The sequence below is a fragment of the Gracilibacillus halophilus YIM-C55.5 genome (assembly GCF_000359605.1).
Taxonomy (GTDB): Bacteria; Bacillota; Bacilli; order Bacillales; family Amphibacillaceae; genus Gracilibacillus; species Gracilibacillus halophilus.
In genome coordinates this window covers 1-15,488 of sequence record NZ_APML01000070.1, presented here as the reverse complement: position 1 = coordinate 15,488, position 15,488 = coordinate 1, and the positions used below count along the sequence as shown (strand labels likewise).

At 37.4% G+C, this 15,488-nt stretch carries 14 protein-coding genes; 1 reads left to right on the top strand and 13 read right to left on the bottom strand.

Features of this window, described 5'->3' with window-relative positions; genetic code table 11:
• Window positions 1-173: 173 nt before the first annotated feature.
• The 7 genes from fba to glpX form a co-directional block, all read right to left on the bottom strand.
• Window positions 174-1,031: a class II fructose-1,6-bisphosphate aldolase gene (gene fba / locus J416_RS13030; protein ID WP_003473390.1), complete on the bottom strand. Its 858-nt coding sequence runs from the start codon at window positions 1,029-1,031 to the stop codon at window positions 174-176.
• A 166-nt stretch (window positions 1,032-1,197) separates the two neighbouring features.
• Window positions 1,198-1,560, bottom strand: coding sequence for a response regulator (locus tag J416_RS13025; RefSeq protein ID WP_003473389.1), 363 nt, complete (start codon window positions 1,558-1,560; stop codon window positions 1,198-1,200).
• Between the two features lie 134 nt (window positions 1,561-1,694).
• On the bottom strand, window positions 1,695-3,293 hold the full coding sequence (locus J416_RS13020) for a CTP synthase (RefSeq protein ID WP_003473388.1): 1,599 nt from the start codon (window positions 3,291-3,293) through the stop codon (window positions 1,695-1,697).
• Window positions 3,294-3,534: 241 nt separating this feature from the next.
• Entirely contained in the window at window positions 3,535-4,083 is a 549-nt protein-coding gene (rpoE, locus tag J416_RS13015; protein ID WP_003473387.1) for a DNA-directed RNA polymerase subunit delta, read from the bottom strand.
• 265 nt (window positions 4,084-4,348) lie between these two features.
• Complete coding sequence (tkt, locus tag J416_RS13010; RefSeq protein WP_003473386.1) at window positions 4,349-6,361, bottom strand: transketolase; 2,013 nt, start codon at window positions 6,359-6,361, stop codon at window positions 4,349-4,351.
• Window positions 6,362-6,377: 16 nt separating this feature from the next.
• The gene (gene fsa / locus J416_RS13005; protein WP_003473385.1) at window positions 6,378-7,025 is read right to left on the bottom strand and encodes a fructose-6-phosphate aldolase; all 648 of its coding nucleotides are present in this window, start codon (window positions 7,023-7,025) and stop codon (window positions 6,378-6,380) included.
• Entirely contained in the window at window positions 7,022-7,999 is a 978-nt protein-coding gene (gene glpX / locus J416_RS13000; RefSeq protein ID WP_003473384.1) for a class II fructose-bisphosphatase, read from the bottom strand. Before glpX ends, fsa begins: the two co-directional genes overlap by 4 nt.
• Before the next feature lie 333 nt (window positions 8,000-8,332).
• Here glpX and J416_RS12995 point away from each other — a divergent pair, with 333 nt between their 5' ends.
• Window positions 8,333-9,100 carry a DeoR/GlpR family DNA-binding transcription regulator gene (locus J416_RS12995; protein ID WP_003473381.1) on the top strand — a complete coding sequence of 256 codons (768 nt, stop codon included), beginning with the start codon at window positions 8,333-8,335 and terminating at the stop codon, window positions 9,098-9,100.
• 323 nt (window positions 9,101-9,423) lie between these two features.
• Here J416_RS12995 and J416_RS12990 read toward each other — a convergent pair whose 3' ends face one another.
• The 6 genes from J416_RS12990 to dctP all read right to left on the bottom strand — a co-directional run bounded on the left by J416_RS12990 (window position 9,424) and on the right by dctP (window position 14,986).
• Window positions 9,424-10,323 (bottom strand): AEC family transporter, encoded by a 900-nt coding sequence (locus tag J416_RS12990; RefSeq protein ID WP_003473380.1) that lies wholly within the window; start codon window positions 10,321-10,323, stop codon window positions 9,424-9,426.
• A gap of 146 nt (window positions 10,324-10,469) precedes the next feature.
• Window positions 10,470-11,303 (bottom strand): phosphogluconate dehydrogenase C-terminal domain-containing protein, encoded by an 834-nt coding sequence (locus J416_RS12985; RefSeq protein WP_003473372.1) that lies wholly within the window; start codon window positions 11,301-11,303, stop codon window positions 10,470-10,472.
• A gap of 31 nt (window positions 11,304-11,334) precedes the next feature.
• On the bottom strand, window positions 11,335-12,135 hold the full coding sequence (locus J416_RS12980; RefSeq protein WP_003473371.1) for a sugar phosphate isomerase/epimerase family protein: 801 nt from the start codon (window positions 12,133-12,135) through the stop codon (window positions 11,335-11,337).
• Window positions 12,136-12,148: 13 nt separating this feature from the next.
• Window positions 12,149-13,411, bottom strand: a complete 1,263-nt coding sequence (locus J416_RS12975) for a TRAP transporter large permease (protein ID WP_003473370.1) — start codon at window positions 13,409-13,411, stop codon at window positions 12,149-12,151.
• Window positions 13,408-13,890 carry a TRAP transporter small permease gene (locus tag J416_RS12970; RefSeq protein ID WP_040513627.1) on the bottom strand — a complete coding sequence of 161 codons (483 nt, stop codon included), beginning with the start codon at window positions 13,888-13,890 and terminating at the stop codon, window positions 13,408-13,410. Before J416_RS12970 ends, J416_RS12975 begins: the two co-directional genes overlap by 4 nt.
• A gap of 52 nt (window positions 13,891-13,942) precedes the next feature.
• Entirely contained in the window at window positions 13,943-14,986 is a 1,044-nt protein-coding gene (gene dctP / locus J416_RS12965; protein ID WP_003473366.1) for a TRAP transporter substrate-binding protein DctP, read from the bottom strand.
• Window positions 14,987-15,488: the final 502 nt, after the last annotated feature.

Below are 15,488 nucleotides of genomic sequence, written 5' to 3'. Positions count from 1 at the left end.
TTCGATGCAAACAGCCACTTCCGATTCTTCTGTTTGAGGCATATCTGCTTTTTCGATGCAAACAGCCACTTCCGATTCTTCTGTTTGACGCAAAAAACAAAAATCATCCGAAAACGAAATGCTTTTCCATTAAAAAAAAGCTACACAATGACTGTGTAGCTTTTTTCTCATAATTATTGAGCTTTGTTGGAAGAACTGAATTCGCGCATTTTGCCAATGACGATTTCTTTAATGGCATCGCGTCCAGGCCCTAAATATTTACGTGGGTCATATAGTTCTGGTTTTTCTTTTAATACTTTGCGAACAGCTTCTGTTTGTGCCATTTGGTTTTCAGTGTTTACATTGATCTTTGATGTACCGAAAGAAAGTGCTTTTTTGATGTCTTCAGATGGAATACCTGTTCCACCGTGAAGAACTAAAGGTACGCCTGCTACTGTATTGATTTCTTCCATTTCTTTGAAACCTAAGTTTGGCTCACCTTGATAAGGTCCATGAACAGAACCTAATGCAGGTGCTAAACAATCAACACCCGTACGCTCCACTAATTCTTTACATTCATTCGCGTCTGCATAAATAATGCCACCTGTCACACCATCTTCTGTACCGCCGACAGTTCCGAGTTCAGCTTCAACAGATACACCGTGGAAATGTGCTAGTTCTACAACTTTTGATGTTAAAGCAACATTTTCTTCAAATGGATCATGAGACGCATCGATCATAACGGATGTGAAACCAGCATGAATGGCTTTAGCACATGCTTCAAAACTAGAACCGTGATCAAGATGAATCGCTACAGGCACTGTTGTACCATACTCTTCCATAAGTGCTTTCACCATAGATACAACTACTTTGAAGCCACCCATATATTTTCCTGCACCTTCGGAAACACCTAGAATAACAGGAGATTGTTCTTCCTCAGCAGCTTGCAAGATCGCTTGTGCATATTCTAAGTTGTTTAAATTAAATTGACCAACCCCATAGCGGTTCTTATTGGCATCTTCCAGCATTTCTTTCATAGATACTAATGGCATAATTGCTCCTCCTTTAAGGTATGTAAACTACATTCATTTGACAACCGATCTTGTGCACGATAGATTGCATACAATAATAGAATACCAATTCCTTAGACATGGTGCAACTACTCAAATTATAGTAAACGCTTACTTTTATAAAATATTTTATGCGCGAGCATTGCAACTACTCGCGTAACAATGAATGAACCATTTGTCTCATGTCATCTAATTGAAATGGTTTTTCGGTAATTTTCTTTACGCTCTTTATGCCTTTCACTTGTTCTTGCGCTCGCTCTGGCAATCCGCTCATCACAATAGTTGGAATCATGAGTCCTTGATCTTCAAGTTGTTTTAATAAAGTAGCCCCATCTATAATTGGTAACTTGTAATCTAAAATGATTAAATCAGGAGCTTTTTTTTGAATGAATTCGTCTGCTTCCCTACCATTCATCGCCAGTTCCACTTGGTATCCTTCCGATTGAATGACTTCTTCTAGTAAAAGGCGAATTCCCATTTGATCATCTACTACGAGTACTGTCTTTTGCATCTTCTGTCAGCCCCTCTTTTCCAAATTAGCAACTATACCATATTATTCGATAACTTTATAGAAAATCCTTCAACATTCGGATAATTTTGTCTAAAGAAAACTTGGCTTTTTGCTAAGCCAAGTTTTCTTATCTATTATGCTTGTATGGTAGCTCCGATGAATCCTTTGAACAACTCCTGTGGTCTTGTTGGGCGTGATTTGAATTCTGGATGGAATTGGGATGCTACAAACCATGGATGGTTTTCCAATTCAATCGTTTCAACTAATTTTTCGTCAGGGCTTGTACCTGAGAAAAGGAATCCATTCTCCTGCATTTGATCACGGAATTGATTGTTAAATTCAAACCGATGACGATGACGTTCATAAACGATATCAGCTTCGTCATAGACTGCTTTGGTTTTGGTACCATCTTGTAAGCGGCAAGGATAAATGCCAAGACGTAGTGTTCCACCTAAATCTGATACATCCTTTTGTTCTGGGAGTAAATCGATAATTGGATATGGTGTATTTGGATCGATTTCCGCCGAATGCGCACCCTCTAAGCCGAGAACATTTCGCGCAAATTCCACTGTTGCTAGTTGCATACCTAAACAAATCCCTAAGAACGGGAGTTTATTCTCTCTTGCATAACGAATCGACTCAATTTTTCCTTCGATCCCGCGATCACCAAATCCACCTGGCACCAGCAATCCATCTACATCATGTAATTGACCTTGAACATTTGCTTCGGTGACATCTTCAGCATTAATCCATTTAATTGAAACATCAGCGTCATGTGCAAATCCTGCGTGCTTCAACGCTTCTACGACAGAAATATAAGCATCAGGAAGCTCGACATACTTACCAACTAATCCAATTGTAATCGTCTTATCCAAATCCGTCACGCGTGATACAAGGTCTTCCCATTCTGTCATATCCGCTTGTGGCAAGTCCAAGCCGAAATGATCACACGTTAACTGATCTAGGCCTTGTTCTTTCATCGCTAGCGGTATATGATACAGCGTTTCAGCATCGCCTGACTCAATCACTTCTTTCTCGTTAATATCGCAGAACAAAGCAATTTTTTCTTTCATTTCTTGACTGATTTCCATTTCAGCGCGCAATACGATCAAATCGGGCTGAATACCAAGTGAGCGCAATTCCTTCACACTATGTTGCGTCGGCTTCGTTTTCAACTCACCTGCTGCTTGAATATATGGAACAAGTGTGGTGTGAATGTACATCACGTTTTCTCTACCAATATCACTTTTAATCTGACGGATGGCTTCAATGAAAGGTAATGACTCAATATCGCCGACGGTTCCGCCGATTTCTGTAATCACAATATCTGCACCGGTTTGTTTCCCCGCTTGAAATACTTTGTCTTTTATTTCATTCGTAATATGCGGAATGACTTGCACCGTACCACCTAAATAGTCGCCGCGACGTTCTTTCTTAATGACAGTTGAATAAATTTTTCCTGTGGTGATATTACTGTATTTATTTAAGTTAATATCAATAAAACGTTCATAGTGCCCTAAGTCTAAGTCTGTTTCTGCTCCGTCGTCTGTAACAAAAACTTCACCGTGTTGATAAGGACTCATTGTACCAGGATCCACATTGATATATGGATCGAACTTTTGAATCGTGACATTGAGTCCTCGATTTTTCAACAACCTACCTAATGAAGCTGCTGTGATCCCTTTTCCAATTGATGAAACAACGCCACCCGTTACAAATATATACTTTGTCACCATCCATCCCTCTTTCTTCAATAATATATTTTTACATGATAAGTCCTCTCACAATACGCGAATGAATGGGAGTCTTCATGTCATTCGCTTCAATCAATCATCATTTGTCTCTCTATATACATATAAAAAGCGCTCCCCCTTACATCAGGGGAACGCTATCCGTCCATTCATTGATGGAGCCCAATAAAAATTGTACTCAGTTCGGTATGGAAAGTCAAGAATGAAATAGAGACGGGAACCATTATTTATCCGTTACATCATCGTCTGAAGCAACATCGTCTTCATCTGTGTCAAAATCATCATCTACTTCTCCATCATCCAAATCGTCCTCATCAAAATCAAAGTCATCTAAGTCATCTCCGATTAGTTCATCATCAAACCCAGTGACCTTGCTTGCTGTTTCATCAATGGATTCATCCAGCGTTTCTGTTTCTTCTGATCCCTCTTGTACCACAGGTGTTTCTTCTTTTTTCTTCGTTGTTTTTTTCTTTTTCTTCTTTTTCTTCGGTTTTTGGGTGATATCTTCATCAAATTCATCAACTGGATACCAACGCTTTAATCCCCACACGTTCGAACCCTTTGTAAGAAAACGTCCATCCATATTAATATCTGTATAAAATTGAGCAATCCAACTGTCTTTCTCTTCTTGTGACAGCCCTTTAATTTCTGTCACTCGATCAAAAATTTGATAAAATTCCATTGTTTGCTTTTCATCATGTAGTACTTCAGCTGCGACATCGATTAGTGCTAATTCTTCGATTTTTTCAGGGGTTAGCTCTTGCAAACTCAAGGTATCTGCACTCCTTTATTGTTAAATCTATGTAAACTTCACAAGTATCGTCTAGGTTCTACCATCATATTATATGGGTTTGAAAAATGAATTGCAACAAAAGATCATCCTTTTTCATTGAATCAATTGCCACTCGACTCAGTCTTCATTATATGATTCGTCATTGATCGGTCACCATGTATATATTTCGTCAATCAAAAGGAACTATGCAGGTTGATCATCTTTTACGTGCGACGATCTACATAGTTCCTTCTCTTCTTACGACTTATTTTAAATGTTTAAAGGTTTGTACGACATTTTCGACAGTGAAGCCATATTCTTCTTGGAGTATGTCACCTTTTCCAGATGCGCCGAATTGATCAATGGTCACCATATCTCCGTGATCGCCAACGTATTTGTGCCAGCCTAATGATGCGCCCATTTCAATCGCTAAGCGTTTCTTCAATTGACTTGGGATGACTTGTTCTTTATATGATTGGGACTGTTGTTCAAATCGATCCCATGATGGCATACTGACGACATTGACGTGAATGTCTTCTTGCGCTAATGCCTTTTGTGCTTTGATCGCAAGCGCGACTTCCGATCCAGAAGCTAACAGCACCCCTTCGGCTGTTTGATCGGCTTCAGAAATAACGTAAGCTCCTTTTGCCACACCATCCGCTGCTTGTGCAAAAGATGTTGTCGACGTTGGTATTCCCTGTCTTGAAAGCACAAGAGCATGCGGTGTGTCTTGACTCGAAATCGCTAATTGCCACGCTGCTGCTACCTCATTTCCATCAGCAGGACGAATGACCGATACATTTGGCATCGCTCGTAATGAAGCCAATTGTTCGATCGGCTCATGCGTTGGGCCATCTTCACCGACCGCAATAGAATCATGAGTGAAAACATAAGTGACTGGTAATTGCATAAGGGCTGACGAACGAATCGCAGACCGTAAATAATCAGAGAACACAAAGAACGTCCCGCCAAAGGCTTTGACACCGCCATGTAACATCATGCCATTCAATGCTGCTCCCATGGCGAATTCACGGACACCAAACCAAATATTACGACCATCATAACTATTTGGTAAAAAGTTTCTTGCTCCATTCATTGTCGTTTTATTGGAACCAGATAAATCAGCTGAACCCCCGATATAATGAGGAAGTGCTTTTGCGATCTCATTGATGACTTTGCCAGACGCTTCACGCGTTGATGGTTTTGCATCAAGTGAAAATTCCGGCAGATTGGACATCCAATGTTCAGGTAATTCCCCGTTAATGACTTGACTCAACTCTTTCGCTAATAGCGGGTATTTTTCAGCATATGCTTCATATAATTGGTGCCACTTCTCTTCTTTCGTCGCGAACTCCGTCTGTTTCGCTTGATAAAACTTGTGAACATTTTCAGGTATGGTAAATGCCTCAGTCTCTTCCCAGCCATAATTCTCTTTCACTCGCTTTATTTCCTCTTCACCTAGCGGGGCACCATGCGCAGCGGCAGTTCCAGCTTTATTCGGTGCGCCATAACCAATGGTCGTTTTTACTTCAATGAGGGTTGGTTTTTTTCGATTTTGCTGAGCCAATTGAATCGCTTCATTGATTTCATCTAGATTGTTCCCGTCTTCGACTCTGAGCACTTGCCATCCATTTGCTTTATATCGTTCGCCGACATTTTCTGAAAATGATTGATCCAAGTCGCCATCCAGTGAGATGTCATTGGAATCATAAAAAACAATCAATTTCCCTAACTTCAGATGACCAGCTAATGAAGCAGCTTCCTGAGACACACCTTCCATAATGTCACCGTCGCCGCATAAACAATACGTAAAATGATCAATAATAGGGTAAAATTTCTGATTGTATCGAGCGGCTAAATATTTTTCAGTGATCGCCATTCCTGTTGCCATGGCAAGTCCTTGTCCTAATGGTCCTGTCGTTGCTTCGACTCCTGGTGTATGCCCATACTCCGGGTGGCCTGGTGTTTTACTTTTGTATTGTCTGAATTGCTTCAAATCATCAAGGCTGACATCATATCCATGTAAGTGTAAGAGGCTATATAATAGCGCTGATCCATGTCCAGCCGATAAAATAAACCGATCTCTATCAAACCAATTCGGATTGGCAGGATTATGCTTCATATGCTTGGACCATAATTCATGTGCCATAGGGGCGGCACCCATTGGTAAACCTGGGTGCCCGGAATTCGCTTGTTCAATCATATCAATAGACAACATTCTTACGGTATTAATGACTTGTTGCTCTGTGGCAACTGCATTGTCTGCTATTGTTGACATTTTTCTCATCCTCCTTTTACTTGGCGTTTGCTTTTTCCCAATCATCTAAAAACTTTTGAATGCCGATATCTGTTAGTGGATGACTCCATAGATTTGGAAATAAGGAGCCTGGAATCGTTGCAATATCCGCTCCCGCTTTCGCAGCACCTTGTAAATGCGTCAGATTCCGTACACTAGCGGTAATAATTTCTGTATTGAACTGATATTGGTCGAGAATCGTACGCAATTCTTCAATTAACGTTAACCCTTGCGTTCCTGTATCATCAATGCGACCGACAAACGGACTAATGTATGTTGCACCTGCTTTTGCAGCCATTAAACCTTGTGCCGCTGAGAAGATGAGTGTAACGTTTGTTTGAATGCCTTCTTGTGATAGAACGTGAACCGCTTCAAGACCGGCTTCTGTCATTGGAATTTTCACAACAATGTTCGGTGCCCACGTCGCAATGTCTCTTGCTTCTTTTAACATCTCTTCCGTTTCCAGACCGATAACTTCAGCGCTTACCGGCCCATCGACCAATGCACAAATTTCTTTCACAACTTCTTCAAAATCTCTTCCCTCTTTTGCAATAATAGAAGGGTTGGTCGTTATGCCATCGACAAGTCCTAACTTATGAATACGTTTAATTTCGTCCATATTGGCTGTGTCTAAAAAGAATTTCATAAAATGATTTCCTCCTTTAATGGATCATTTGTTGTTTTTTTTAAATGGTCACTCGTTATATAGTGCACTTTATGCTGATCACTGTTTAACAACAGTGAGTGTGTCGTACACATTTGATTGGCATTTACTTTTATCGCTTGTAATAAAATATTTTCGGTAATGCCGGTTGCTGAAAACACGCATTGTTTAGCATCGATGAGATCTTCATGTCGCAGTGCTTTTTTCGGTGAAAGGATCCCCATTTTTTTGCATCGCTTGATTTCTTCATCCGTTTGCGGTAGCAATCTTGCTTGCATATCACCACCGAGACATTTAACGGCTACAGCTGCTACAACACCTTCAGGGGCACCGCCTGTTCCTACAAATAGATCAATGGTATGATTGTCTAAACAAGTCGCAATCGCATACGTAATATCTCCGTCGTTAAATAGCTGCACTTTGGCACCATATTCTCGCGCGATTTCAATGATTTTATGATGTCGATCTCGTTTTTGCACCGCGATTTGCAGATCTTGAACACGTTTTCCTTCAGCCTTTGCGATGGCTTGTAAATTATCCGCTAATGGTGCATCAATATCGATATTACCCGCTGCTTGAGGTCCTACGACCATTTTCTCCATATAAATATCTGGGGCATGAAGCATTGTTCCTCGAGGTGCAGCAGCAATCACTGCAAATGCGTTCGGTTCAGCATTAACAGTTGGTGTTGTCCCTTCGATCGGGTCAACTGCAATATCTAGCTGGTCTCCCTGACCGCTCCCCACTTCTTCATTAATATATAACATGGGTGCTTCATCTAACTCGCCTTCTCCGATCACAATTTTTCCATCAAAGTCGATGCGATTTAAATGCTCGCGCATGGCATTGGTTGCTGCCTGATCAGCTGCTAATTTTTCGCCACTTCCAATCCAAGGATATGCTGCAATCGCCGCTTCTTCTGTCACTTTTAAGAAATCAATGGAATAGTCTCGCATGTTGGGGTCACCCTCTTTCAATAGATTGAAAAATACTCTCGTTTCCTTGTGCTCTTTTTTATTATATTACATTAATTTTCGTTTAATTTCAATATATTTTCGATTATTTTTGTTTAAAAAATTAATCGTAAGTCGAAATTTGTCACCTGATGACAAACAATGCGTACCTTTTGAAAAATATTTATGTTACTAGCATTTAACAGAATTTAGATAATTAATTCAATTTTCGAAGCTGATTAGTGTTTATTTGATTTCGTTTACTTTCATAATGTGATACAATATGTATAGTTACAAAAACGATTTTGATGAATAAGGGTGATTTTGTTGAGTAAGATGTTCGCAACCGAAAGAAGAAATGTCATTTTAGAAATATTACAAGAAAAAAAGCGGATTACGGTGAAAGACCTATCCAAAATGCTTGAAGTCTCTGAAGCCACATTACGGAGTGACTTATCAAGTATGGAAAATCAAGGGCTGTTAACACGAACCCATGGTGGCGCTGTTCTTGATTCACCAATTAACTCTGAGCATACATTTTCTGAGCGTAAGAAGAAAAATAGACAAAGTAAAGTCATCATTGCAAAGGAAGCTGTGAAACTCATAAATGAAAAGGATTGCATATTACTTGATGCTAGTACTACAGCGCTAGAAATCGCTAGAATCCTTAAAGAAGAAAATATGCAATTAACCGTTTTAACGAATGGTATTTCAGCGGCGATTGAATTGCGTGATAATCCTTCGATCACCGTGATTTTACTCGGTGGTATGCTGAGAAATGGTTCGATGGCACTTGAAGGGGAATTTGGTTTAAACATATTAAATCAAATTCATGTCGATACGATGTTCACATCTGCTCGTGGTTTTACAACTGAGGAGGGCTTGACCGACTTTAGTGTATTTGAAGTAGAATTAAAGAAAAACTTAGTCAAACGAGTAGAAAAGGTGATCGCCATTATTGACCATTCGAAAATTGGCGATAATTCGATTGCTTCCTTCGCAAAACTTGACGATATTGATATTTTTGTTTCAGAGAATGAAGTCGATGAGGATTTACAGCAATCATTGGAGCAACATCAAGTTCAGTTTATCCTTGCTGACTAAAACAAGTGAAACAATCACCATTTCACTTCGTTTGAAGAGGAAGGTTTTTAGTTCGAAGTCGAAAGCAACCTTTCACCTCCCCTTACCGTTTGACTATGTCCATCATACGGTTAAAGGGGGAATAGATCTCTCGGAAAAAAATAACATATCTTTACAAAGTCAATCCCAAATAGTTGAATAGAAATTTATTAGAGCGAGAACATAGTCTAACCTTGCTAATATAAATATGTACATATCAGCAAGGTGACAAGGAGAACATAAAACATTAGCCGCGCAAAAATAAAGATTCATGTATTTTCGAATAATAAAAAAGGGGATTACTTTTATATGAATACATTCAATAATATGGAGATAGATAAGACACTGCATATTGTAGATATGAGGGTAATGCTTGAAACTAACTCTGGTTCTTTATTAAATTGAACAGCAAAAAGTACAGTAGTGGCCGCACTTGGCATTGCACTTAATATAATTAATACTTTTTGCATGAGTATATCCATATCAAAAAATAAAACAGTAATGAGATATGCAATTACAGGAGAAAGTACTAGCCTTAAAAGCACTCCAAAACTGATATTACTCCATTGAAAACGAACGAATTTTATATCAGCGAGTTGCATACCTAAAACAATCATAACTAATGGAATTGTTGCACTGGATAAAAACTCAATAATCGACATTAGATTTGTATGTACAGGAATTTGAAGAATATTTAATAATACCGCAATAACAACAACATAATTTGGCGGCATTTTAATCACCGATTTTAGCGCAAATTTTATCCCCTCTTTCCCTTTCGCTGCATAATAAATACCAAAAAAGTTCATGATAATCTGCTGTAAAATCATAAATGATACAGCAAACGTAAAAGCTTTATCTCCAAAAGCAAATAATATGATTGGTGTTCCATAATTACCAGAATTCATAAATGCTGTTGATAAAATAAAGCCACTTTCTTTGGAAGATGAATACTTGTTCAATTTTACATAACATTTATTAATCACTACCAATAGCACTAGCAATATAAAAGAAAAAAGAACTAAATCTAAATATGTTTTATTTAATTCAGCATTATAAATTGTTTCAAAAACAAGAAATGGCATAAATACATAAAGAGCAATCGTAGAAACTGACCTGATTTCAATACTTTTCCACTTCTTTATCCCAAAACCTAACATAAATACTAATAAAACGGGTAACATAACTTCTATAAAAATCGCCATTATAACACCACACTTGTCAAACTATACTATATAACTACACCCTCATTTAGTTTTATCTGATACTTTTAACATCAAAACATAGTTGAATGGCAGATATCCCTATACTACAAGGAATATCTGCCTAATCACCATTGGCTGATACAGATTTATTTTTCGAGCATACGATCGATGACTTCATCTAATGATTTTTGATCAAATACTTTTTTCCAGTCCGGTTGATAAATTTCTTCTAATCCATAGTCAATAGCAATTTGACACGCATCTGAAAATGGATTTGAGCTCTTAAATACTACGGATAAACATATTTGAATATGACCCAAGATAAAGGCTCTTGCTGCTGACTCAGGGACCCCTTTCTTGACAGCTTCATCATAAGCTTCTCTTAGAATAACTGCTGCAGAACCAGTTACAACCTCAGCAGCCGTCGGTTCAAGAATAGCCATTTGTTCCACTGTTATTTTATGACACTCCCCTACTGGTGCGTACATATCAATAGCTACTTGTTCAGCTACACTATACTTATCTTCCTCACCAGCATGTAAAGCAGCGACAATATCTTGAGTTGCAGCAACCCCTCCAAACACATCTTCATGTTCTTCTGGTGTTAGGTTTTCAGCAAAAACCGAAGGATGACATGGATGCGCAACAACAAACGTACAATCCTCTCTTAGCGCTAATTGATTAGCATAAGCTGCAGCAGGATCCAATGTGAGTAGTATTGCTCCATTACTTAATTGAGGTACAATTTGTTCAGATATCTTCCCAATCAATGTGTCCGGAACTGCCATGATAACTACATCTGCTCGTTTAACTGCATCTTCAGTAGCCGTAACTTGATATCCTCTTTCTTCTATACTTTTAATGCCTTGCTCAGATTTTTCTGAAAACAAAACATTATATTTTTCATGTTTTACTAGATTATTTGTAACCCGAGTACCCATTTTACCACCGGCACCGATTACACTAATAGTTAGTCCCATTCAAATTCCTCCTTCAGAAAATAACGTTTTCTCACAATGATTTTAATTTCTTATTTAAAACATCTACACTTTTTGATAACCATTCTTTCTCAGTCCTTACTGTTTCGTCATAAGTATCACGAAAATTCAGCCACATTTCTATAATGACATTTACATTTTTGTGCTCAATAGAGTCTAGCATGTAGTCTAGATCTAATTGCCCCTCTCCCAAGGGATAACCGCCTAAATAAAACCCAACCCAACCGTCATTTCTGATAAATTGAAAATCTTTTACATGAAGGTTCACTACATATGGCGAAACCTTATCAATTACATCCTTTGGCATTTCCAATGAAGCAATCGTATTACCTGGATCTAGACAAATCCCTAAAAACGAACTATTCACTTGAGTAACAATATTAATCAAAGCGTCTGTACTCACCTGTTCATAAGTTTCTAGCGCAAGTGTAACACCCTCTTGTTCAAATTCTGGCATCACTTCTTGTATCCATTTTATCGCTTGTGATTGTTCAGGTTTATATTCGTGATTATGAACCATAGACCTAATCATACTAACATTCAATAATTTTGCTATTCGTAAATAGCGTTTCAATATTGATGGATGAACACCTTTAGTACCTAACTCTAATTCAATGTTCAATTCATCAGCAAATGCCGCTAATGCTATTAAAGAATCATCATCCATTTGTTCTATTAGCGGGTAATCACATATTTGAAAAACTTTCCCACCATAATCCTTCGTTTGACGTATCATTTCTCTTAAAGATATTTTACTCGGTGATCGATCTGACCATTGCCATAAGAAGGCATAGGTACTAATACCCAGTTTCATATAATTCTCCTTTTTACAAGAACATTAGTGATATTGCTGGTACAAAACCGATGATTAATAAATCTACAATTAACATCGCGAAGAATAAAATTAAAGCTTTGGCAAGTGTTTCTAACTTAATATCAGCAATCTGACAGGCTATAAATAGATTAACTCCTAACGGTGGCGTACACATTCCTAGCGCGAGATTCACTATCATAACAATCCCAAAGTGCACTGGATCTAACCCCATTTCTATTGCTACTGGAGTTAATATTGGTGCTAAAATAATGATTGAAGCGCTTGTTTCCATAAACATTCCAACTATAATTAACAATAGGTTAACAAGCAATAAAAATACGATTGCGTTCGAACTGATACCTACAAAAAATTCTGTTACTTGTTTCGGAATCTTTTCCCTACTTAGAATTAAACCAAATAAACCTGCGTTTGCAATAATAAACATGACTATACTAGTAGTAACCGCTGAATCACTTAATGCCTTTGAAATTACCTTTGGTGTCAGTTGACGATACACAAATACACCAATGATAAAGGCATACAATACAGCTACTGCTGCCGCTTCAGTTGGAGTAAAGACACCACCGTAAATTCCTCCTAAAATAATGATCGGCATCAATAAAGCTAAGAAAGAACTTTTAAAACCTTCCCATCGTTCTTTTAAGCTAGCTTTATCATCACTAGGATAACCTCTTTTTACAGAAATAATGTAGACAAGTAATAATAAACTGATACCTATTAAGACACCTGGCAAAATACCTGCAATAAATAATTCACCTATAGATGTACCAGTAGCAACACCAAACAAGATCAATGGGACACTTGGTGGTATCACCACACCTAATTCACCTGAAACTGCAGATACTGAAGCAGCAAAGTTTCGATCATATCCCTTTCGAATCATAGCAGGTATGAGTATGGCTCCTACTGCTGCAGTTGTAGCTGCACTAGACCCCGATATGGCAGAGAAGAACATGGATGTTATGACAACAACCATTCCTAAACCACCTTTTAAGTGCCCTGTTAACGTATTAGCAAATTTTATAATCCGTTCCGATATACCACCAACTTCCATTAGTTTTCCTGCTAAAATGAAAAAAGGTACAGCCATTAACGGGAACGAATCAATAGACGTGAATGATCTTTGTACTAATACTAACAGTGGGATATCACCACTAAAAAAAACTGCAAGCCCTGATGATGCTCCTAATGCTACAGCTATCGGAACACCTAAAAGAAACAATAGAAGGAGTGAGATAAATAATATAGCGCTCATTTTTCATTCACTCCTTTCAATAATTCAATTGAAACCGCGAATGAATTCAATATCATAAGCATTCCACCAATTGGTATGGACGCATATGGTATTAACATAGAAATTTGTAAGGCAGGTGACTGTTGTGTACTAACCCGATCCATCATATTAAATCCTTGAACAATTAATACTATGAAAAATACAACACAAATTACTTGAACGATCAATTTTAACCATTTTGTTATATGCTTAGGCAAAAATTCATGTAATACTTCAACTGCTATGAGATTTTGTCGTCGTAGCGCCAAGGCCGCTCCAAAAAATACAGCGTAAATTGAAAAATACCTTGCCATTTCTTCTGACCAAGTTAATGAAGAACCTAGCACATAACGTGAAAACACTTGAAGAATAATTGTGACTGCCATTACAGCAATAAATATGCCTACTAGTATTTTTACCACTTTATTTATTTGGTCGATCATTTTGACAATTTGCAACATGTTATCACCTTTTAATAAAGAGAAGAGGGAAAATCCCTCATCTCTTTAAATTTTATTTACCAGCTTCTACAATTTGATTATATAAATCTTCAAAATCGGATTTATATTCCTCAACTACTGGTTTAACCGCTTCCATAAATGGTTCTTTATTTACTTCATTGATTTCCATACCATTATCTTTTAATGTTTGCTTGTATTCTTCAGCTTTTTTATCAGCAACATTATAGTTCTTTTGTTGAGCTGCCTTCGCTGCATCCATAACGATTTGTTGATCTTCTTCAGATAATTCGTTCCAAACTTGTTGACCTATCATTAAAGCGGTAGGTGAGTACACGTGTTGAGTTAGCGACACATAATCTTGGACTTCATATAATTTTGACGAAACAAGAATTGGTAGTGGGTTTTCTTGTCCATCAATTACTCCCTGTTGTAAAGAAGTAAAGACTTCACCCCATGCCATCGGTGTAGCAGATGCCCCCATCTCATTAAATGCCTCTTGATGTGATTCTACTTCCATCGTTCTGATTTTTAAGCCTTCTAAATCTTCAGGTTTTTCAATTGGATGAGAGCTATTAGTAAGATTTCGGAATCCGTTTTCTCCCCAAGTTAAAAGTTTAAAATTTTGCTCACTTAATTTTGAAGCTAATTCATCACCAACAGAGCCATTCATCACTGATCTTGCATGCTCTTTATCTTTAAATATAAAAGGTAAATCTACTACTGCCATTTCAGGCACGAAATTTGAAATTACTCCAGTTGATGTCCAAACACCTTCTAATGTACCTATATTTACACCCTCAACCATTTCTCTTTCGCCACCAAGTTCACTATTAAAGTGTAAATTGATTGTTACATTATCAGTATTTGATTCGACTTCACTTTTGAATTCATTAAGCGCTTTCGCAAAAAGTGAATCTTCAGTCTGTGTTGTCCCTACATTAATTTCAGTTACTTCATTACTACTTCCTGAACTCCCTTCATTTGAACCGTCATTACCTGAGGAATTTTGATTTGAAGAATCACCTTCTCCCCCACCGCAGGCAACTAATCCTAACGTTAATAAACATAGAGATAAGAACAATAAAAGTTTTTTCATGATTTGACCCTCCATTTTTTTATTTATTACATCATTGATGTAATCCCTTACACATATTCTCTTATTTAATTTCGTTTTTGTCAATATTTTATTTCAATTTCTTTTATATATTTTCGTAAATCGTCTGATAAATGAAATCGAAAATTTCGAAACAATATGAGAACAAACCTATAATCTATAACGAAACATGTACAATAATTGCTAAGATAACAGAGTATGAAACGTGATTTAAGATAGGAAAGAGAGAGTCTAATTTACATCCCATCATAAATTTTCAGTTTTTCTTTTAAATGATACACACTACAATTAAAATTAAAACGGGAGAAGTTATGAAAGGATGTTTGACAATTTTCTTAATAATAAATATAATTACATTAATAAATTAAAAAGAAATGAAAGAAAACAAAAAGGAGTGGTGATTATATGAAGAAGGTTATAAACAATAATGAAAACGTTATACCCGAAATGATAGATGGCATTGTAGATGCTTTTGGAGATTTTT